Source organism: Chryseobacterium indologenes (assembly GCA_016025055.1).
In the GTDB taxonomy this organism is placed as follows: Bacteria; Bacteroidota; Bacteroidia; order Flavobacteriales; family Weeksellaceae; genus Chryseobacterium; species Chryseobacterium indologenes.
In genome coordinates, this window is the sequence record CP065590.1 from 3,399,320 (window position 1) to 3,420,831 (window position 21,512).

Sequence of the window (21,512 nt, forward strand, 5' to 3'; positions counted from 1 at the left end):
GGGCTCTATGCTATTTCAAATAAGGATAGATTACTTTTGCCCATATTGTATAACCCTCGGGCGTCAAATGGAGCATATCATCCAGGAAAATATCTTTTCTTACATTCCCATGGGAATCTTCCATTGCCTTGGTGACATCAATAAATTTTGACCTCGGTTGTTTTTTCATAAAAGCGGCAATTTTTTTATTGGCTTCTTTCATTTGTGGCCAAAGGACTTCTCTGCTCGGGGAAAATTTTATTGAAATATAATCCACCTCAATCATAGGAAATTTTTCACGTACTTTTTTATAGAACGTTATATAACGGTTGACCACTTCATCTGCCTTTAATTCGTGATTGTCTGCAAAATCATTATCTCCGCAATAAATAATAATTTGTTTAGGTTGATAAGGGCTTAGCAGATCCTCTGCAAAATCATTAAGATCTGTTAATCTTGAGCCTCCAAACCCCCTGTTGATAATTGTTTTATCCGGGAAGTAAGCGGCAACATCAGTCCATTTCGTAAAAGAGGAACTTCCTAAGAGGAGAATAGCATTTTTGGGAGGTGGATTTTGTTGGTTTTCCTTTTTGAAATTTTGGATGTCTTGCCAGAACATTGGTTTTTGTTCCTGCGAAAAGGCAATACTAAAACACAGCAGTAGAAATGCTGACAGAATCTTCTTCATTATTTTCAGATTTAAAATTGAAAGTAAAAGTAATAAAAAACTCCCGATCAACGGGAGTTTAGTATTTATCTTTTGTAGGTAATATAGGTTACGTCGGGAATTTTATCACCGTCCTGGTCGTAGTTCCCAAACTGCTGGGCTACTCTCAGGTCACGACTCGTAAGAATATCGACTTTGAAATTTCGATTATCATCATTGTCAAATTTGATACCCAGAATTTTGGCGTCTGCATCATACGTATATTTTCCTTCATTTTTTTGAGACATTTTACAGTCCGCTCCGGTTCCTGTAAATGCTGTATAGCTTACATAAAAATCAGTTCTGAAAAAAGAGTATTTTTCGTAGAACATCCGCTAGGAGTAGAAGAAGAAAGTACTGTTTTATTATCTTTTCCGGAAATAACCTCTGTCTTCACTTCTTTCCAATCTCCTTTCATCATATCCATTTCGTAAGCCTGAAGATCATCGTCTTTACAAGAAGTAAGTGCCAAAGCTGAAAAGGTAAATAAAAGTAGCTGTTTTTTCATTTTCACAAATTTAAGAATATGCTAAAATATAAATAAATTTGAAATATCTGCAATGAAATTGAGCTTTTTTAAACGAATGTTTATAAATAACAGGATTTAAGGTGCCATATTTAAACGGTGAACTCCTGTTTTTAACTTTCAACTTGTTATTTTACCCTTTAATAGCTCATCTCCACAATTTTGTAAGCATCCTGAGGAGTCAGCTTTCTGTACTCTCCGAGACCCAGCCAGTTTCTGTCTGTAAAGGCTTTTTCTACCCTTTCCGCAGTACCGTTATACTCTTCCGTGTATTCTGAAAGTTTAGTTTTTATATGCAGACTGTGGAAGAATTCCTCAAGCTTTTTAATTCCTGCTTCGGCTTTTTCTTCTACTGTTCCCTCTTTAATTCCCCATACTCTCTCAGCGTATTGCGCCAGTTTCCCTTTTTTATCTTCAAAATTGTAACGGTAATGGGAAGGAGCGATGATGGCTAATGTTCTCGCATGGTCAATTCCAAAATAAGCCGTTAATTCATGTCCCATGGCGTGTACTGCCCAATCGGTGATAACCCCTTTCTGGATAAGCCCGTTCAAAGCCATTGTACAACACCACATAAAATTTCCTGCAGCATCATAATTGAAATCATCGGCCAGCACTTTCGGAGCGGTTTCCTGAAGACTGATCAAAATACTTTCTGCAATCCTTTCCTGAAGATCTGCTGAAGACGGAGCTGTCATATATTGTTCCAAGACATGCGTGTAAGCATCAGTAATACCATTGACAATCTGGTTTTTAGGAATAGACCTGATCACTTCCGGATCCAGAACAGAGAATTGAGGAAAAAGTCCCGGACCGCCTGAAGAAAGTTTTTCATTGGTTTCTCTCCTTGAAATCACATATCCCGAATTCATTTCCGAGCCGGTTGCCGGTAGGGTTAAGATGCTTCCGAACGGCATTCCTTGTCCTTCAAAAGTTCTTACCTGTTTTCTCAGGATATCCCAGGGCTCACCATCGTAATTGGCCGCTGCAGAGATGAATTTAGTTCCGTCGATTACCGATCCGCCTCCCACAGCAAGAAGATAAGTGATGTTTTTTTCTTTGATGAAATCCAAAGCATTGATTAAAACTTCGTACTCAGGATTGGCAGGAACTCCGCCAAATTCGTACAACTCATGATCTTTCAAAGCATCCTTCACCTGATCATAAACACCATTGCTTTTGATACTTCCTCCGCCATAGATCATTAATATTTTAGCATCTTTAGGAATTTCTTTGGAAATTTTTGCAATTTCACCCTTCCCGAAAAGTATTTTTGTTGGATTTTTAAACTCGAAATTAAGCATTGTTCTTAAATTTATTTTAATTCAAATGTACGGAATGAAAAAGGAAAATTGAGTTAATGAAATTTTAAAATTCCTATTGCCGGATTTAATGAAAGCTATTACGTATTCCTGATAAAAATTAAAAATAATTATGTAGCCCCAATGATTCCGGATTATCTGATATTTAGCCTTCCGAAAGATAAGATTTTGCTCTTTTGATAAAACTTTCCTTATCTTTTTTAATATTATCCAGCAGCTCTTTTTTGTCATCAGGAATCGTAAGGTATTTATCACCCCAAAGATTGATCTCAACGATCAGAGGAACCAGGTCGATACCCTTTTCTGTAAGGTGATACAGAATCTTCAGTTTATTATCAGGATGATCTTTTTTGGTAATAATGCCATTTTCCAGGAGATGCTGAAGTCGGGAGGCCAGAATATTGGAGGCTATTTTTTCATCCGCTTTCTGAAGTTCCCCATACGTACATTCTTTTTTAATCATCAGATCCCGGATGATTAATAATGACCATTTATCTCCCCATATTTCGAGGGAGCAGCTTATAGGACAATCGGATCTTTTCTTACTCATCATGTTAATATTGAAATAATACTTGCAAATTGAAAGTGTTTATTTTAAATTTGCTTTTATTTTGCAAGTAAAATTAATCATTAAAAATTAATAAATCAAATGGAAAATTATGATATTGCCGTCATCGGTTCAGGTCCCGGCGGATACGTAGCTGCAATAAGAAGTGCACAGCTCGGATACAAAACCGTGATCATTGAAAAATACGATACCCTTGGAGGAACCTGCACCAATGTAGGTTGTATTCCCACAAAAGCTTTACTGGACAGTACGCATCATTATGCCGAAGCTCATCATACGTTTGCTGAGCACGGAATTAGACTGGACGAAATACGTCTCGACTTTTCCCAGATGTACAAAAGGAAATCAGATGTCGTTTCAAAAAATACCGATGGCCTTACTTTTTTAATGAGTAAAAATAAGATTACCCGCCTGAAAGGAACGGCTGGTTTTATCAATAATTCAACCATACGAATACAAAGTGAAAATGAAACGGTAGAGCTTACCGCTAAAAATTACATTATAGCTACAGGGTCAAAACCGTCAACTATTCCCGGCGTACAGATAGATAAAAAAGAATCATTACTTCCACGGAAGCTCTTTCTTTAGATGAAAAGCCAACATCTATGGTAATTATCGGCGGCGGAGTCATAGGGGTGGAAATGGCTTCTATTTTCAACAGAATCGGTACCCGGGTAACTATACTTGAATATGCAGATCATTTGATTGCCACTATGGATCATGAATTAGGAAAAAGTCTTCATAAAATTCTGAAAAAGGAAGGGATTGATATCCGTTTGAACCACGCAGTCTATAAAACCGAAAGTTCGGAGTCCGGAACTAAAGTCTTTTTTAAAGATAAAAATGGTGCAGATAATGAGCTGGCAGCTGATTACATTTTGGTTGCCGTGGGAAGAAGTCCGTACGTAAAAGGCCTCGGACTTGAAAATACAGGGGTAGAGCTCGACAGTCGGGGATTTATTAAAGTGAACGAAAGCAATCGTACGGCTGTATCTCATATTTACGCCATCGGCGATGTGACCGGTGGAGCTATGTTGGCCCATAAAGCGGAAGAAGAAGGCGTTTTTGTAGCGGAAACTATTAATGGTCAGACCAAGCATTCTATTCATTACAATCGTATTCCTTCAGTAGTGTACACCTGGCCTGAAGTAGCTTCTGTAGGGTATACGGAAGAGCATCTGAAAAATAATAATATCCCTTACCAGGTAGGAAAGTTTCCTTTCTCAGCGAGCGCACGGGCGCGGGCTGCCATGGATACGGAGGGATTTGCCAAAGTATTGGTTGATCCTAAATATGGTGAAGTTCTGGGGGTACATATTATCGGGGCCAGGGCCGCAGATCTTATCGCTCAGGGAGTGATTGCCCAGGAGTATGAAGTAACTGCTGAAGATATGTTCCGTATCTCCTATGCCCATCCAACTTATTCAGAAACGTTAAAAGAAGCTTATCTGATGGCTTCCGGCCAGGGAGCTGTAAATATATAGCCAAACAATAATATATAGACTTTTTGATTGCTACGGATGCGCGGATTATTTTATTAGTGCATCCGCGGCATTAAAATATAATGAATAAAACTATTCTTTACATCGGTTTATTACAAGGTAGAGCAGTCATCGCCTTTTGCGTAGATACCGTTGCTTTTTGCTTCAAGTTTTCCGTTTTTTCGATTGATTTTTATCAGAAAAGATTCTTTGACTGCAGGGCAACCTTTAGATTGTAAAGCGTATAATGAAATATACCGGTCATCAATTTTATAAGCCCCGGTAAAACGGTTCTTCGGATCTACAGAATATCCATATGTTTTAGCAATTAAAATAGCCTCAGGAAGATTGTCAATACTTCCTATAAAATCCCTCAGTTGTACTTCATCGGAGAAATAGACGGACCTTTCCTTTTTGCACGCAAGGATATAGGAGAAGCAATTATTACCCATACATTTTTGAAAAAAACCTTTTTCCGGAACAGGTTCATTGATGGTCATAAAATCAGGAGCTTGACTTTCATAAATAACTGCTTTTTCATAATCGGTATCATTGCTGAGCACACGCCAATATGCATAATCTTTATCCGGAACAATGAAAGGATAAAGATAATCAACAGTATCCATAATATCAGGGATCTTTTTGTAATCAGCAGGAACCTTGATCTGGCTGTAAAGCAGATTGGAGAAGATCAGGGAAAATGCGATGATTGCTTTCATAGAGAAGGTGTTTCGGTTGCAAATGTAAAGATTATTGCAATACAATTTTATAATATCCTTTTTCATCCGTGACATCAATTTTTATACCTGTAAAAGTCAGTTTATTGATTTGAAAACCATCACATCCCCCTTTAAATTCTGATGACTGTATTGAGAAATCAAGGTTTTTAATATTAGAAGAGAATTTATAATTTTTTGTTCCGTTATAAGCACCTACATTTTCTAAAATAATCTTATCGTCAGAGGTTTTGGTTAATTGTACACTGATATTATTTTCATCCTGAATGGAATAGGCTGCTAATGTTCCGTTGGTTATAAGATTTTCATTATTGGAATTGACAAACTCAAAAATGACGGGCAGTGGCGCATTATAACAATCTTTTCCACAGGAGATGACCAGAAATATTATAAGTAAGAAGGTACATATTTTTTGCATAATTATGGTGTGAAAAGTAAAATTACTTAATAATATTCTGCAGTCAAAATTATATTACCGATGAATTATTAAAACGGACTCTGAATATTTTCAAAATCCGTCCACGATCATACGTCTGAAGCAAACCTAGATTTACAAAAACTTCATCGGATATCCGGCTGTGACATTCCTATTGATAATTTTTTTAAGCTTAGATTCCATCATTTTTTTGGTCAGAGGTTTCAGACGGTCAGTATATAAAATTCCCAAAGTATGATCGTATTCATGCTGCACAATTCTTGCAGTTTGTCCCGTAAAGGTTTTCGTATGTTTGATAAAATCCTGATCAAGATATTCAATAGTAATTTCCCAGGGTCTTTCTACCTTTTGCGAAAGTCCCGGAATGCTCAGGCAGCCTTCATAATCCTCCCATGTTTCTTCCGATGTTCCGATGATCCTTGCATTGATGAAAGTCTCTCTGATTCCTTTGTCATCTTTCCCGAAATATAAGAGCTGATCTTCTGTATCCATATTTTGATAGACGATCCGGCTGTCTGCTACAAAAAGCTGCAAAGGTTTTCCTACCTGGGAACATGAAAGACCACATCCGTTAGCATTTTCCATGGTCTCCCACATATCTTGTATGAGTTGCTGAACTTTGGGACTATTTTCAGTAACTATTGAGCATTTTTGTCTTAAAACCGAGTTTCCGTATGCTATAATTGGTAAATTCATTGTCGTATTTTGCTGCAAAGTTCTTAAGAGCAAAACAAGTATACAATGAACCTATGTTAATTAATTTGTCTGCGGATCCTGCTTAAGGCCTGTGGTGTAATCCCAATGTACGAAGCTATATACTTTAAAGGAACAAGCTTCAGCAGTTCAGGCTGCTCTGTAAATAATTTTAAATAGCGCTCCTTGGCTGTAAGTTGTAATAAGGAAAGTTCACGTTTGTTCTTAGCGAGGAATAATTTTTCAGAAGCAAAACGTCCCAGATGATTTCCTACATGGGTCTGGCTGTATACCTGTTGCAGGTCATCATACGAAATTTGCCATACCACGGTCTCCGTCAGTGCCTGCATTTCATAGTCTGAAGGAGTTTGGGTAAGGAAAGAATCATAGGCACAGGTAAACTCCTTTTCAAATCCAAAATTGAAAGTGTAGCCATATTCATCATCAGGAATATAGGATCTGACCAATCCGGATTCAACAAAAGACAAGAAATTTTCAATATTTCCTTGCTGGGTTATTACTTCATTTTTAGCATACATCTTTCTATGGAAATGCCCAGCAATAAATGCCCATTCCGATTCCTGTAGTTTGACGATTTGCTCGTAGTATGCTCTGATGTATCCCATAACATTTTTTGATTGATTTTTACCAGAAGATCAATAATACTAATGCTATTATTAGCTATATTTAGAAATTAATTAAAGTACAAAGTTACGAAATGTTTACCGGGAATTAAGATGTATGGGACGGATCTCTTTTTGTCATTTGTCAATTCAGTTAATTCCAAAATCACTTACATTTGTTATTATGATACACGACCAACGCGCAGAAAAATTCAGGCAGATTGTGGAAAATAAGTTCCAGATCTATAATTCATTATTTATGAGCCTGCCTTATGATAAAATGACGAATATCGGGATGCTGCTCCCATTCCTGTATGAAGAAAGCAGAACCGGCTATGATGCAGGAAAAACACCTGAAGAGATTGTCGAAGAATTTTTTAAAAACCACACCGATCTTCAAAGTGAAGAGCAGAAGCTTGAACTTCTTTTTAAGATCATCCAGTATATCGAAAGACAGGTTGTTTTATTCGACAGTATTGAAGACGCTGCTTTCCCAAATCTTCATTCAGAAAGTGATAATGGGACCGTTACCAACCTTTTTGAACGTTCTTACCAGGATCATAAAATTGAAAAGGTACGTGAAAAATTAAAGGATTTCAGCGTAAAAGTGGTCTTCACTGCTCACCCTACGCAATTTTATCCTAGTTCGGTGCAGAGAATCATTCAGGATTTAAGGGGAGCTATTGCCGGTGATTCTGTGACACAGATCGATATGCTTTTGCAGCAGCTGGGGAAAACACCTTTTGTGAATAAAGAAAAACCCACTCCGATAGATGAGGCATTGAGTATCATTTCTTATCTGAGATATGTGTATTACGATACCATTGGAGAACTGTTTACGAAAATTAAAAAAACTTTCGGGAACGGACATTTTCATCTGCATGAAGATATTATCCAGCTGGGTTTCTGGCCTGGCGGAGATAGAGACGGTAATCCCTTTGTGACAGCTGATGTTACCAAAAGAGTAGCAGAGGAACTGCGCTCGGCTATTTTGAAATCCTACTACAGTCATTTGAAATTTATCCGAAGAAGATTAAGTTTCAGAGGTGTTTCTGAAGTGTTGACTAAGTTGAGCGAAAAGCTGTATACTGCCATTTTTGATGGAAAAAATATCACTTCCGAAGATATTTTAAAGTTTACGGATGAGGCAGAAAAGATATTGATCAACGAGCATAATTCTTTGTTTTTAGATCTTTTGATAAATTTCAGAGATCGTGTGAAGATCTTCGGGACACACTTTGCCACGTTGGATATCCGTCAGGACAGCAGAATTCATCAGCAGGTCATAGATGAGGTTTTTGCTAAAGTATCCGGCGAAGAAAATGCCGATGCAGAGCAAAAATTTACTCGATTAATTCAGACCTCCGGGAAAGTGAATGCTGACGATTTTAATGATATTGTAAAAGATACCTTATTAACGGTTTCACAGGTTTCTGAAATTCAGCACCTAAACGGATTGAGAGGAATGAACCGATATATTATTTCCAATTCAGATGCAGTGAAAGATGTGATGAACGTGTATGCATTTTTCAAAATCTGTGGGTATAAAGATGAAGAGATCAATATGGATATTGTTCCGCTTTTTGAAACCATGGAAGGACTCGCCAATGCTGAAAATGTGATGAAGGAGCTTTACCATCATCCTGTATACAAAAAGCATCTTGAGAGAAGAGGAAATCAACAGACCATTATGCTGGGCTTCTCGGATGGAACAAAAGACGGAGGATATCTGAAAGCCAACTGGGAGATTTACAAGGCAAAAGAAGTTCTGACAAAACTGTCCGAACAGAATAATATTAAAGTTGTTTTCTTTGACGGTAGAGGAGGTCCGCCGGCAAGAGGAGGAGGGAAAACCCACGACTTCTACGCTTCACAGGGAAAAACAATTGCCAATAATAAAATAGAACTGACCATTCAGGGACAAACCATTACCAGTATTTTTGGAAATAAGGAACAGGCGAAATATAATTTTGAACAATTACTTACTGCCGGAGTAGAAAATGACGTATTTAAAAACGCTAAAAAAGACCTTACGGAAAAAGAACGCGAACTGATAGTTGAGCTTGCCGAAATCAGTTATCAGAAATATTCTGACCTTAAAGCCCATCCGATGTTTGTTCCTTATCTACAGGAAATGAGCACCCTTGAGTACTACGGAAAAACCAATATCGGGAGCCGTCCATCCAAAAGAGGAAACGGCAGTGAGTTGAAGTTTGAAGACCTGAGAGCAATTCCTTTCGTGGGCTCATGGTCGCAGCTAAAACAAAATGTTCCCGGTTTCTTTGGTTTCGGATATGCCATGCAACAGCTGAAAGAGCAGGGAAGGTTTGAAGAAGTAAGAGAGCTCTACAAAGGATCGGATTTCTTTAAAACTTTAGTTCTGAATTCGATGATGAGTATGAATAAATCCTACTTCCCGCTGACTTATTATATCAAAAATAATCCGAAATTCGGTGCTTTCTGGAATGTGCTTTTTGATGAATATGAGCTTTCAAGAGAAATTATGCTGGAACTGACAGGCTTTAAATTACTGCAGGAAGAAGATCCTTTGTCAAGAAAATCTGTGAAGATTCGCGAGAAAATCGTACTTCCGTTATTAAGTATTCAGCAATATGCGCTTATGAAAATTCAGAAAGGAGAGGGTAACAAAGAGGCCTATGAAAAGCTGGTCACCAGATCCCTGTTCGGAAATATTAATGCGAGTAGAAACTCAGCATAATGTAAAACTTATACGATAAATTATATTATCATGTATCAATGGGAACGGGCTTTAGCCCGTTCTTTATTATAAACGGCGTCCATTGTCTTTAACCAAAAAAATATATGATGTTTTTTGATAAAAATTAATCTTTGATGAGTTTTTCGTAAATCGTTTTATTTTTTGTCCGGAGTTTCAAATAATAGGTTCCCTTTGCAAAACCCTCCACGTTTACGCTTTTTTGTTGATTGTTTTTTTGGATCAGCCTTCCCAGGTTATCATATATTTCCAATGATTGTATTTCATCTTTAGATACTATATGGAGAATGTTTTTGACAGGATTGGGATAAATTTTCAATATCTCTTTTTTCGAAGATTCGGAAGTACCCAGCACAGCATTGTAAATACTGCCAAAATTAAGAATTCCATATCCCATTTGATCCGTGTGATTAGGATAGAGTGAAGCGGTTTGTCTTAATTTTGTTCTGATCTGCTCTCTGTTCATATTCGGAAAAGCCTGGATAAAGCAAGCCACTCCTCCGGCAGCGATGGGTGTTGCAATAGAAGTTCCGTTCACTGTTATAGTGGCGTTATCGAAAACAGTCGTAGTGTTCGTTCCCTGTGCACTTCCATCAGGTTTTATGACCCCCGCGGAATTCGGTCCGAAAGAAGAAAAAACTGAAGAATTTCCTGTAGAATCTACTCCTCCGATAGAAAATACATTCGTATTGTCAGAAGGTGTCAAAAGGTAATGCCAAGGTTTATCTCCTGAATTTCCGGCTGCTGCAAGTACGAAAATCCCTTTTTCAGCAGCAATCCCGGCAGCACGGGCGATAAAAGAGATGCTTCCGTTCATATCTGCATACGTATAATTGTACTTTGAGTCATCAAAAACATGATATCCCAGTGATGAGGTGATGATCTCGACCCCTTTTCGATCGGCTTCCTCTGCAGCTTCAATCCAGTATAGTTCTTCTTCTGGAATTTCTACGGCTGCGTTTTCCGTTCGGTAAAGATAAAAATCAGCGTCAGGAGCAGAACCTACGAAAATATTTTCAAGATAGCCTCCAATAGCTCCTAAAATCGCAGTACCATGAGAATTTAAAGTGGTATTGTAAATATCACCGGTTTTTGTTACAAAATCATAGCCTGCTTTGATCTGATTGTTATTCCATATTTTTGAAAAGGCAGCTCCGGTATTTACTGTCGGAAATCCGGAATCGATCACGGCAATGGAAATTCCGGTTCCTGTAAAACCTGCTATATGGAGCGGCCTTATATTAACCTGGTCAATCTGTGCGGAACCGGAACCATAATTGAAATTTGTCAGTATTTTATTGGAAGTTGCCTGATCATCCCACTTGTGAGAAGGAAGCTGTTTGACTGTGGTTGATGCATTTCTGGCAAAACTTTCTACAGACAATACAAAGGGTTGGGTCTGCAAAAGAGTAATCTGGGCAGGAGTTGCGTTTACAGCAGCACCATTGAGCCATTTTGAGTAGTCGGTAACGGTAAAGCCTAAATTCTGGAGATTCTGAATATAAGATTGTTCGATAGGGGCATCCTGGTCATTTAAAGAAATTCCCAGTGTCAGTCGTCTGTTGAGGGACTTTTGCGTCAGCTCTGAAAGAGGGTTGGCAAAGAAGGCTGCTTTATTCGGTTTATCTTTAAAATAGACAAAAACAAGTTCAGTTTGAGCAAATGCACTGGAGTAACCTGTTAAGATACAAAACAATAAAATTTTTTTCATAGTATTATTTTGTATAAAGATAAAAACAAAATCAATAAAATTTTTGATAGGATTTTAAATTCCTTATTTTTACAGAAATATTTATTATATGAAAAAGATTCAGATGGTTGACTTGCAAAGTCAGTATTACAAAATAAAGAATGATGTAGACAATGCAGTTTTAAATGTAATGGATTCGGCAGCTTTTATTAACGGCCCTGAAGTAAAGTCTTTCCAGAATGAATTGGAGTCTTATTTAGACGTAAAACATGTGATCCCATGTGCCAATGGTACAGATGCATTACAGATTGCCCTGATGGCTTTGGACCTTAAAGAGGGAGATGAAATCATTACGGCTGATTTTACTTTTGCTGCAACGGTAGAAGTAATTCACCTTCTTAAACTGAAATCGGTTTTGGTGGACGTAGACTATGATACCTTCACGATTTCTACTGAGCAGATTAAAAAAGCAATCACTCCAAGAACAAAAGCGATCATTCCGGTACACATATTCGGACAGTGTGCCAATATGGAAGAGATTTTGAAAATCGCGGAAGAGAATAATTTATACGTTATCGAAGACAATGCTCAGGCGATCGGTTCAGAGTATACATTTTCTAACGGAGAGGTAAAACAGGCAGGAACAATGTCTACGGTAGGAACAACTTCTTTCTTTCCATCCAAAAACTTAGGATGTTATGGAGATGGTGGAGCTATTTTTACCAACAACGATGAGCTGGCTCACCGTTTGAGAGGAATTGTAAACCATGGAATGTATGAAAGATACTACCATGATGAGGTAGGAGTGAATTCCCGTTTAGACAGTATTCAGGCAGCAGTTTTAAGAAAAAAACTTCCTCACCTGGATTCTTATAATGAAGCAAGAAGAAAAGCAGCAGATTTCTATGACGAGGCGTTTGCAGGAAACCCGAATATCCTTACTCCCAAAAGAGCTGAAAATTCTACCCATGTATTTCACCAGTATACCTTAAGAATTCTTAACGGGAAACGTAATGAACTACAGAAATTCTTAACTGAAAAAGAAATTCCTGCGATGATTTATTATCCGGTAGCTTTAAGAAAGCAAAAAGCTTACTTCCAGGAAAGTAATGATGCAGATTTCGTGAATACGGATAAGCTTTTGGATCAGGTAATTTCTTTACCGATGCATACAGAACTTGACGAAGAGCAGCTGAAGTATATTACGGATGCAGTGCTTGAGTTTATGGGATAATGAAAAAAGAATATTTAAATTTGGAGCTGTAAGAGCTATTGTATTAGTGTTAAGTTTTTTAATACTTATCATGACGGGTTTTGCAACTTTTGATGTATATATTCTTTTTAAAAGTGAGGGAGACGTTTTTGTCGGAGGATATTCTGCAATAGCTTTATTAGGTTTTATTTATTAAGCTGTATAAGATTAATAATGGTTTTACTAAAATCTTCAAAAAGTATATTTATATTGAATGTGCTTTAACAGTTCTCTCTTATTTTTATTTTCTCTTATATTAAAGGGAAGAGATCCTACTGAAGCAAGCACTCCTTCATTAAATGATGTAACAATTGTTGGATGTATATATTTATAATTACTTTAATAATGGTACTATTTAATAAATTCAGGTACAAAGAACGATATGGAAATATCGAATTTATAGGAAAACATGAAGAATAAAAAAATGGTAATACTTGTTACCGGAGGACTTGGATATATCGGTTCTCACACTGTAGTAGAGTTAATGAACAATGACTTTGAAGTAGTTATTGTAGATGATTTATCTAATTCAGAAAGATTTATTTTAAATAATATCGAGGAAATTACAGGCAAAAAGCCTGTTTTTTATCCCTTCGATTTAAAAAGAAGAGAGCTTCTTACTCAGGTTTTTGAAGCCCACAACATTGATGGTTGTATTAACTTTGCTGCTTCGAAAGCAGTAGGAGAGAGCCAGGTAATTCCTGTAGATTACTATGAAAATAATTTGTTTTCTCTGATCAATATCCTTCAGGAGTTTAAAGAAAGAGAAATTTCAAACTTTATTTTCAGTTCATCCTGTACCGTCTATGGGCAGGCTGACAAAATGCCTATAGATGAAAATACACCTTTGAAATTACCGGAAAGTGTTTATGGAAAAACAAAGCAAATGGGGGAAGAAATCTTAATTGATTTTGCAAAAGCTTATAAGAGTAAAATTTCTTTATTAAGATATTTTAATCCCATCGGAGCACATGCGTCGGGAAAAATAGGAGAATTACCAATTGGTGTTCCAAATAATTTAGTACCTTACGTGATGCAAACTGCTGCAGGAATTCGCGAGCAATTGAATATCTGGGGAGATGATTATCCTACAGAAGACGGTACCGCGATTCGTGATTATATCTATGTAGTAGACCTGGCAAAGGCTCACGTAGCTGCTTTGAAAAAACTGATAGAAGATCAGTCGGCAGATACTGTGGTCGATATTTATAATCTGGGAACAGGGAAAGGATCTTCTGTTTTGGAAGTGGTAAAAGCTTTTGAAAAAGCAAATAATGTAGAAGTTCCTTATCAGATTTGTCCCAGAAGAGAGGGAGATGTTATTGTGGCGTATGCCAATCCTGAGAAAGCGGAAAAAGAACTGGGATGGAAGTCAGAAACATCTTTGGAAGAATCTCTAAGGACCGTTTGGGAGTGGCAGAAGTACCTGAAGACCAGAAATTAAAATACAGAAACTATGGCTTGGAATCCGGAAGTATATGACCAGTTTAAAGAAGAGCGTTCGGCGCCATTCTTTGATTTATTGAAGCTTGTAGAGTCAAAGACCGGCTTATCTGTGATCGACTTAGGATGCGGAACCGGCGAACTGACCTCAAAGCTTTTGGACTATCTTGAAGATTCTAAAGTATTGGGAATTGACTCTTCTGAAGAAATGCTTGAAAAAGCAGCTCACTTTGCAACAAGCAGACTGCATTTTGACAAAAGAAGTATCGAAGAACAACTTCATATGGGTGATACCTATGATCTTATTATTTCCAATGCAGCCATTCAGTGGTGTAGTAACCACAAAGAGCTTTTTCCAAGAATTATCAGTAAAATTAAACCTGGCGGGCAATTGGCCGTACAGATCCCATCCAATCACGAATATATCGTACACCAGTTATTAAGAAAAATTGCTGGAACAGAACCTTATAAAACAGCTTATAACTCCTGGGAAAGAGAATATACTGTTTTAAAAGTCGAGGACTATGCCCGAATATTATTCGACAACAAAGGAAGAGAAATCACGGTATTTGAAAAAGTATTCCCTCATGTTCTTGAGGATGCCGCAGCAGTATATACATGGGCTTCAGGAACAGCAATGATTCCATATATTGAAAATCTTCCTGATGATTTGAAAGAGCAATTTAAAAACGATTATAAACAACAATTACAAAACAGCTTTCCTGAATCACCGGTTTTTTATCCCTTTAAAAGAACGTTTATTTCAGCGAAATTTTAATTTAATATTAATATGAAGACACAAAGAATAGGTATTACATTTTCCTCATTTGATTTATTACACGCCGGGCATATTAAAATGCTTGAAGAAGCTAAAACAGTTTGCGATTATTTGATCGTAGGACTTCAGATTGACCCCTCTCACGATCGCCCGAATAAGAACAAACCGAGCCAGACGATTGTTGAACGCTACATCCAGCTGAAAGCTGTAAATGCGGTAGACGAAATTATTCCTTATTACACAGAAGAAGATCTTTTAGACATTCTGAAATCTTTTGTAATTGACGTAAGAATTATAGGAGACGATTATCTGGACAGAGACTTTACAGGAAAGAAATACTGTGAAGAAAAAGGAATAGAAATTTTTTATAACAAAAGAGACCACAGGTTTTCTACCAGTGATCTGAGAAGAAGAATTTATGAAGCAGAGAAGGACAAATACTCCAAGCCTGAACCTGTAAAGTAAACAGATAAAAAAATCCCGAAAAACAATTTTCGGGATTTTTATTTTTTGAATTACATGGGACCACCCTGTTGGTCGTCACCTGTTTCATTGGAATTGATATCTTTTTTCTTCTTCGGCTGCTCTATTTTTTCTCCTTGTTTAAATCTGTATGTCAGGGAAATAGAGAATTGTCTTGGCTGCCATTGCATGTAGTTTCTACGGGTATAGTCACTGTTGAAGCTAAATACTTCTCTGCTTCTGGTATTGAAGATATCCTGGATATTGAAAGATATCGTTCCGTCGCCCTTCCAAATTGTTTTTGAGGCTCCGAAATTCAACGCATACATGTCCTGGGTATTCTGGTTAGCAGATTTTTGTGCCCCTCTGTAGAATCCTTGCAGCTGCACACTTAACGTTTTATCAAGTTTAAACGTTGTATTAAGACGTGCTCTTGTAGAAAAACCGCTTCCCGTGAAGTCCATAGATCCTGTTTTTTTAACACCGTTTACATCTGTTGCATCATAATAGGCGATTCCGGTAGTTTTATATCCGAACATATCTAAGCTCCCCATTATTTTTAACCATGCAAAAGGATCATAGGTAAAGTTGAGGTCCAAACCATATCGATCGTCGTTTCCAAGGTTAATCGGTTTGGTATAGAATACACTCATGCTTTCGTCTGGCCTGTATACCAACATTTTGGTGTCATCAGTAGCATGTCTGTAATATAAAGTAGGATTGATCGTAAACTTCTTTCTGGTGATGTTATAGCCTACCTCATAAGAATCCACATACGATGGGTTCAGGTCAATATTTCCTTCAAAAATATTCTGGCTGTTGCTGTAGTTCGGGAAAGGAACCATAAAGAATGATCTTGGCCTGTCAATTCTTCGGGAATAATTTACTAAAATCTGATTGTTCTTGGATATATCATAGCTTAAGAATACACTCGGAAACAAATTATTGTAGTTTTTCGTTTTATCTATAGCCGGTGTATTCGGATTCTGATTGGCATAATTGATCTTCACATTAGAAAGCTCATCCCTTAATCCTAACTGATAACCAAAGTTGCCGATTTTACTCCTGAACTGAAGATAAAAGGCATTGAAAATCTCACGGTAATCCGTGTTGTTATTATAATCAGGAATGTATTTGTTATTGGAAGTGCTGCTTACGAAATTATCATAAGTGTTATCATTTACATCCAATCTGTATCCCGCCTCAAGTTTTGAATTTTCTCCTATCGGCAATTCATAATCTGCTTTTCCAATGATGGTCTTGCTTACAGAATGTCTTCTGGTAATATCCAGTACATCAGGACGCAGATCATTCGTTTCAAGGATATTGGCGCTGTTATTACTTCTGTTTCTCTGTAAACTTAGTGAAACGGATAAATTCTGTCCTTTGTCATCAAATTTATGATCTAATCCCACATCCCCCTGGAAGGCAAGATTATTGAATAAGCTCTTAGAGTCCCTTAGTCCGTGAGGGTTAAGAAGACTCCATTTTCCGGCTGTAGTCTGAAGGTCTGCAGGATTATCTCTGTAAAACCTGTAGAAGCTGTCATAAGTGTCCAGAAGCTCATTGCCGTCTCCCTCAAAAGTTCTTACCAATCCGGTTAAATTGATGGATGTTTTATCGGAAAGGTCATATACAAATCCTGCGCTTACGTTGTAATTTTTATTGTAAGTTTTATTGGTGGAGTTTTGAAGTTGATGTACCGGTACATCGTTCGGTTGTTCTCCTTTTATAATATCAGGATAAGCGAGACTGTGATAGGTTGTTTCAGAATTATTTTTTGTTCTGTTTTCCGTATAGCCACCGCCACCGTTCAAGAACCATGTCCAGTTGTTTTTTCTCCAGCTTAAATTCGTATTTAGCGCAGTTCTCGGAAAATATCCCAAAGTGCCGACCACGCTACCGTTAAACCCTATTTTTTTATTCTTTTTAAGAATGATATTCAAAATACCTGAAGTTCCGCTTGCTTCAAACTTTGAGGATGGGTTGGTGATAACTTCTATTCTTTCAATCTGATCCGCGGGAATACTTTGCAATGCGTTGGCTCCGTCATCAATTCCCAGCAGGGAAGAAGGTTTTCCATTGATCAAAAACTTCACATTGGTGCTGCCTCTCATAGAAACCGTTCCGTCGGTATCTACAGAAACAGAAGGCACATTGGTTAAAACATCCTGCAGGCTACCTCCTTTACTTACAATATCCTGTGATGGGTCATAAGTCTTTTTGTCAAGCTCCACTTTATAAGGCTTTGTTGCCGAAGCAGTGATCACCACTCCCTGCAGTTCCTGTGTTTTACCATCCATGGTTGTAGTGGCCTCAGGTTCTATGGATAAAGCCCCGATATTTCCGTTGGTCGTAATATTTTTGCTGACTACGTTTTTTTTGTAATCAATAGCTTCTACGGTGATGTCGTATTCTCCTGGAGCAAGCTGCAGTTTATACTGTCCTTTTTCGTCAGTTAATATCGCATCACTTAAAGATTTGTTTGCTTTGTTACTGAAAGTGACAGAAGCATAGGGTACAGGCTGGTTTTTCTTATTGACAATAGTTCCTGTGATTCCTGCTTTTTCTTGCGCAAAAGCCATTGCCGCTGCAGAAAGTACTAACGTAAGTCCTAAGGTTTTTCTGGTGAAAATATTGACAATTTCTGTCTTATTCTTCATAGGTTATTTTTTTGTATAAAATCGTGAAGGGATAACCCTAATATTTTAAAAATCTTCAGTGAGTTGATTTATAAAATATTATGATTCTTTATTATTTTTCTAACTGTATAAAATTTCAGGTGCTTGCTGAGCCTATTTTATATTTTTTGAGTTGAGCCAGTCCTGATAGGCCTTAGCATTCACAGCGTGTTCTTCCGCACTTGCTGTAAACTTGTGATATCCAAATCTGGCAGGATCGGCACACATAAATATATAATTATTGTTTTCTGCATTTAAAACAGCATCTACCGAATTTTTATCCACCACACAAATCGGTCCCGGAGGGATTCCTGCATTTGCATAGGTATTGTATGGAGATGGGGTAGACAGATGCTTATATAATACTCTTTTAATAGGTTCTTTAAAATTAGTCTCCTTATTGATCGCATAGATTACCGTAGGATCAGACTGGAGTTTCATTCCTTTTCTGTATCGGTTCAGGTATAATCCTGCAATCGTTTTCATTTCATCTTTTTTCCTCCTGATTCTTTATAGACAATAGAGGCAAGCGCGTAAATCTGATCTCTTGTCAATCCAGACCCTTGCTCTTTATTTTTTCTTTCACTGGTCCAGAATTCATTGTACTGATCATCAAACTTTGCAAAAAATTCTCTCGGGCTTACCGTCCAGAAAAAATTATAAGTATCAATGAAAAAATATTTTTTAAATCTTCAGCATTTTTATATCCTTTCTCCTGTGCAATTCCGTCCAGATCTTTCACAAAATGTAAAGAATCCAATTCTGTTTTTCTGGTCACTTTACCAATCATCTGGTACATATCTCCGAAATCACCGATTCTGAAGGAATTAGGCGTTTGATTACCGGCTTTAATCATATTGATCAGATCTGTATTTCCCTTACCACTCTGGATATGATATCGGCCCGCTTTAAAATGAGCATCAAGACCTTTATCCTTAGCTACTGCTTCAAAAGACTCAATGTCTTTGATATAAGGAGCTATAGAATCCATGATCTGTTTGAAGTCTGCTTTATGAGAAATCAACACGTAGCCTTCTTTTTCTACATTGCTTCCGTAATATTTATTATAAAATCTCAAACCAAAAAATCCTGCCACCACAAAGACAAGCAGAATAACAATGAGAATTGCTTTTTTCATTCTTATACTATTGATTAAAAGTTTTGTTTTTAAAGAAGATCTACTTTACCTCTAAAAACTTGCTTCGCCGGACCCTCAAGCCAAATGTTGTGAAATGAATCTCCATTTTTTTCAGCATACACTTTAAGGTTGCCGCCTAAAGTTTTAACTTTTACAGAGGTTAGATTGTCATTTTGTAGAAAAGTTAAAGCAGAAGCTGTAACTCCTGTTCCACAGCTGTAAGTTTCGTCCTCAACGCCTCGTTCATAGGTTCTTACAAAAATTTCATTTTCAGAAATTTTTTCCACAAAGTTCACATTGATCCCGTTTTCTTTATAATTTTCTGAATTTCTGATCCCGTAGCCATTATCATACACATCATAGTCAGCCAGCTTATCTACATACTTTACGTAATGCGGAGAACCGGTATTAAGAACGGAATCATTTCCGTCATGAGAAACAGTTTCTACATCAATCATTTTCAGTTTGATAATTCCGTTGTGAATTTCTGCCTCATGCTCTCCGTCTATTGCTATGAATTTGCATCGGTCTTCGAATATATCCAGGAAGAAAGCAAATGCGACAAGACATCTTCCTCCGTTTCCACACATCGTACTCTCACCGCCGTCAGAATTGTAATACACCATCTTAAAATCATAATCAGGATCATTTTCCAGCAGAATAAGCCCGTCGGCACCTATTCCAAAACGTCTGTCGCACAATTTTTCAATGATTTTCTTGTCTTTAGGAAACTGAAGGTCACGGTTATCTACCATCACGAAGTCATTTCCCGTTCCCTGATATTTATAAAATTCCATATTGTTTTTGTCTTAAATGAAGAAACAAAATTAGTATATTTAAAATGAAAAACGAACAGTGTTAACTGTTCGTTTCCTTATTTATAATCGTTTTATCTAAAACCACCGGTATTTCTTTCTGAACCGCCTGAGCTACCTGAACTCGTTGATCCGCTTGATCCACTTCTGAATCCACTACCGCTCGAAGATTCTGAACGGTAACTGCTGTTGCTGTTACTGCTGCTTTCATTTCTGAAACCTCCGTTGTTCGAGTTTGTGCTTCTTTGATTGTTTTGAAAACCACTACCTTGTCTGAAGCCTCCGCTGTTTTGATTTCCCTGGTTGTTCTGGTAACCGCTGTTGTTTTGGTTTCTGAAACCTCCGCTGTTGCTGTTGTTTCTGCTACTGTTATTATTTTTGTTGTAGAAGCCACTACCATTGTTGCTGCCTCCGTTATTATAAAAACCACTACCACTGTTGGTCTGACCTCTGAAACCGTCAGGTCTTGAAGTTCCTGATCCCGATCTTCTTTCTACATATACCTTCCTTCTGGAGTTGTTATAATTGTAGTAGTAATACGGAGCTCCGTTATCGTAGTAATAATTAATATTGTTTCTATAATAATAGCCGTCATTTCCCCAGTATCCGCCACTTCCATAATATCCGGAAGGTGCATAATAATATCCATTATTATAATATGAATCACCATAACCTCCATTGTATCCATAGCCATCCGAATAGGCCATACAAGATGTTAAACTACTAATAGCTATAATACTGAACGCTATTTTTAATAAATTTTTCATGACTTTATTGTACTTTTTTCTTTAAAACTTTTTTTTCCAATTTAGATATCCTAAGATAGCCATTATAGTAAATACCAAATATTGAACCGAAGTGATTCCAAGACCCTTAAAAATCATCATAGGGATACAAATAAGATCTCCGATAATCCAGAAAATCCAGTTCTCAATGCGTTGTTTGGCCATAAACCACATTCCTACTAAAAATATGGATGTGGTAAAAATATCCATCCAATTGGCCCAGTCGAGATGATATAATCCGAAACTAGCTCCTTCCATATTATCAATATAAGGTTTGCAATAATAAATAAAAGTGACAAATGCCAGGCTAAAGACAAAAAGAAAACTTGCAAAAACCCATTCTTTTCTGGTGGCCCATGTAACGTCCACATGCACATGATCTTCTGAATTTTTTGCCCATAAAATCCAGCCATAGATACTCATTATTGTATAGTATACATTAATCAGACAATCTCCGAGCAATCCGAAGTTGAAGAGAATATATACATAGATCAGGGTAGAAATAATGCCGGTAGGGTAGACCCATATATTTTTCTTAATGGAAAAATATACGCTCAATGTTCCGAAAATAGCACCTGCCGTTTCCAGTGCGATTTGTAAAGAATCGTAGCTTTCATAAGGCTTTACAAAAAGTTCATATAAATTCATGCGATCAAAAAT

General features: G+C 37.2%; 17 protein-coding genes and 3 pseudogenes. 6 read left to right on the plus strand and 14 right to left on the minus strand.

What is annotated here, in order from left to right; translation table 11 throughout:
• Nucleotides 1-10 precede the first annotated feature (10 nt).
• The 4 genes and pseudogenes from H3Z85_15620 to H3Z85_15635 all read right to left on the minus strand — a co-directional run bounded on the left by H3Z85_15620 (nucleotide 11) and on the right by H3Z85_15635 (nucleotide 3,083).
• The gene (locus H3Z85_15620; GenBank protein ID QPQ50815.1) at nucleotides 11-667 is read right to left on the minus strand and encodes a G-D-S-L family lipolytic protein; all 657 of its coding nucleotides are present in this window, start codon (nucleotides 665-667) and stop codon (nucleotides 11-13) included.
• Nucleotides 668-732: 65 nt separating this feature from the next.
• Nucleotides 733-1,193 (minus strand): annotated as a pseudogene (locus H3Z85_15625) (lipocalin family protein).
• 158 nt (nucleotides 1,194-1,351) lie between these two features.
• On the minus strand, nucleotides 1,352-2,515 hold the full coding sequence (locus H3Z85_15630) for an iron-containing alcohol dehydrogenase (protein ID QPQ50816.1): 1,164 nt from the start codon (nucleotides 2,513-2,515) through the stop codon (nucleotides 1,352-1,354).
• Nucleotides 2,516-2,678: 163 nt separating this feature from the next.
• On the minus strand, nucleotides 2,679-3,083 hold the full coding sequence (locus H3Z85_15635) for a helix-turn-helix transcriptional regulator (protein ID QPQ53918.1): 405 nt from the start codon (nucleotides 3,081-3,083) through the stop codon (nucleotides 2,679-2,681).
• A 99-nt stretch (nucleotides 3,084-3,182) separates the two neighbouring features.
• Between H3Z85_15635 and lpdA the strand changes: the two are divergent.
• Nucleotides 3,183-4,585: pseudogene (gene lpdA / locus H3Z85_15640) on the plus strand (dihydrolipoyl dehydrogenase).
• A gap of 110 nt (nucleotides 4,586-4,695) precedes the next feature.
• On the opposite strand, the gene H3Z85_15645 reads toward lpdA, so the two are convergent.
• The 4 genes from H3Z85_15645 to H3Z85_15660 all read right to left on the minus strand — a co-directional run bounded on the left by H3Z85_15645 (nucleotide 4,696) and on the right by H3Z85_15660 (nucleotide 7,074).
• Nucleotides 4,696-5,301, minus strand: coding sequence for a hypothetical protein (locus H3Z85_15645; protein ID QPQ50817.1), 606 nt, complete (start codon nucleotides 5,299-5,301; stop codon nucleotides 4,696-4,698).
• A gap of 31 nt (nucleotides 5,302-5,332) precedes the next feature.
• On the minus strand, nucleotides 5,333-5,737 hold the full coding sequence (locus tag H3Z85_15650) for a hypothetical protein (protein ID QPQ50818.1): 405 nt from the start codon (nucleotides 5,735-5,737) through the stop codon (nucleotides 5,333-5,335).
• Nucleotides 5,738-5,869: 132 nt separating this feature from the next.
• Nucleotides 5,870-6,451, minus strand: coding sequence for a peptide deformylase (gene def, locus H3Z85_15655; GenBank protein ID QPQ50819.1), 582 nt, complete (start codon nucleotides 6,449-6,451; stop codon nucleotides 5,870-5,872).
• A 56-nt stretch (nucleotides 6,452-6,507) separates the two neighbouring features.
• Nucleotides 6,508-7,074: a Crp/Fnr family transcriptional regulator gene (locus H3Z85_15660; GenBank protein ID QPQ50820.1), complete on the minus strand. Its 567-nt coding sequence runs from the start codon at nucleotides 7,072-7,074 to the stop codon at nucleotides 6,508-6,510.
• Between the two features lie 181 nt (nucleotides 7,075-7,255).
• Between H3Z85_15660 and H3Z85_15665 the strand changes: the two genes are divergently transcribed.
• Nucleotides 7,256-9,790 carry a phosphoenolpyruvate carboxylase gene (locus H3Z85_15665; protein QPQ50821.1) on the plus strand — a complete coding sequence of 845 codons (2,535 nt, stop codon included), beginning with the start codon at nucleotides 7,256-7,258 and terminating at the stop codon, nucleotides 9,788-9,790.
• A gap of 124 nt (nucleotides 9,791-9,914) precedes the next feature.
• On the opposite strand, the gene H3Z85_15670 is transcribed toward H3Z85_15665, so the two are convergent.
• Entirely contained in the window at nucleotides 9,915-11,519 is a 1,605-nt protein-coding gene (locus tag H3Z85_15670; GenBank protein ID QPQ50822.1) for a S8 family peptidase, read from the minus strand.
• A gap of 88 nt (nucleotides 11,520-11,607) precedes the next feature.
• Here H3Z85_15670 and H3Z85_15675 point away from each other — a divergent pair, with 88 nt between their 5' ends.
• The 4 genes from H3Z85_15675 to H3Z85_15690 all read left to right on the plus strand — a co-directional run bounded on the left by H3Z85_15675 (nucleotide 11,608) and on the right by H3Z85_15690 (nucleotide 15,436).
• The gene (locus H3Z85_15675) at nucleotides 11,608-12,732 is read left to right on the plus strand and encodes a DegT/DnrJ/EryC1/StrS family aminotransferase (protein ID QPQ50823.1); all 1,125 of its coding nucleotides are present in this window, start codon (nucleotides 11,608-11,610) and stop codon (nucleotides 12,730-12,732) included.
• Nucleotides 12,733-13,174: 442 nt separating this feature from the next.
• On the plus strand, nucleotides 13,175-14,194 hold the full coding sequence (gene galE / locus H3Z85_15680) for a UDP-glucose 4-epimerase GalE (protein ID QPQ53919.1): 1,020 nt from the start codon (nucleotides 13,175-13,177) through the stop codon (nucleotides 14,192-14,194).
• Between the two features lie 12 nt (nucleotides 14,195-14,206).
• Nucleotides 14,207-14,971 carry a methyltransferase domain-containing protein gene (locus H3Z85_15685; protein ID QPQ50824.1) on the plus strand — a complete coding sequence of 255 codons (765 nt, stop codon included), beginning with the start codon at nucleotides 14,207-14,209 and terminating at the stop codon, nucleotides 14,969-14,971.
• A gap of 12 nt (nucleotides 14,972-14,983) precedes the next feature.
• Complete coding sequence (locus H3Z85_15690; GenBank protein ID QPQ50825.1) at nucleotides 14,984-15,436, plus strand: adenylyltransferase/cytidyltransferase family protein; 453 nt, start codon at nucleotides 14,984-14,986, stop codon at nucleotides 15,434-15,436.
• Between the two features lie 50 nt (nucleotides 15,437-15,486).
• Here the strand turns inward: H3Z85_15690 and H3Z85_15695 are convergent, their stop codons facing one another.
• The 5 genes and pseudogenes from H3Z85_15695 to H3Z85_15715 all read right to left on the minus strand — a co-directional run bounded on the left by H3Z85_15695 (nucleotide 15,487) and on the right by H3Z85_15715 (nucleotide 21,500).
• A complete protein-coding gene (locus H3Z85_15695; GenBank protein QPQ50826.1) occupies nucleotides 15,487-18,096 on the minus strand; it encodes a TonB-dependent receptor in 2,610 nt (869 codons plus the stop codon).
• Nucleotides 18,097-18,228: 132 nt separating this feature from the next.
• A pseudogene (gene mltG, locus H3Z85_15700) lies at nucleotides 18,229-19,252 on the minus strand (endolytic transglycosylase MltG).
• 29 nt (nucleotides 19,253-19,281) lie between these two features.
• On the minus strand, nucleotides 19,282-20,049 hold the full coding sequence (locus H3Z85_15705) for a diaminopimelate epimerase (GenBank protein QPQ50827.1): 768 nt from the start codon (nucleotides 20,047-20,049) through the stop codon (nucleotides 19,282-19,284).
• A 92-nt stretch (nucleotides 20,050-20,141) separates the two neighbouring features.
• A complete protein-coding gene (locus H3Z85_15710) occupies nucleotides 20,142-20,834 on the minus strand; it encodes a hypothetical protein (protein QPQ50828.1) in 693 nt (230 codons plus the stop codon).
• Between the two features lie 21 nt (nucleotides 20,835-20,855).
• Nucleotides 20,856-21,500 (minus strand): nicotinamide mononucleotide transporter, encoded by a 645-nt coding sequence (locus tag H3Z85_15715; protein QPQ50829.1) that lies wholly within the window; start codon nucleotides 21,498-21,500, stop codon nucleotides 20,856-20,858.
• Between the last annotated feature and the right edge of the window lie 12 nt (nucleotides 21,501-21,512).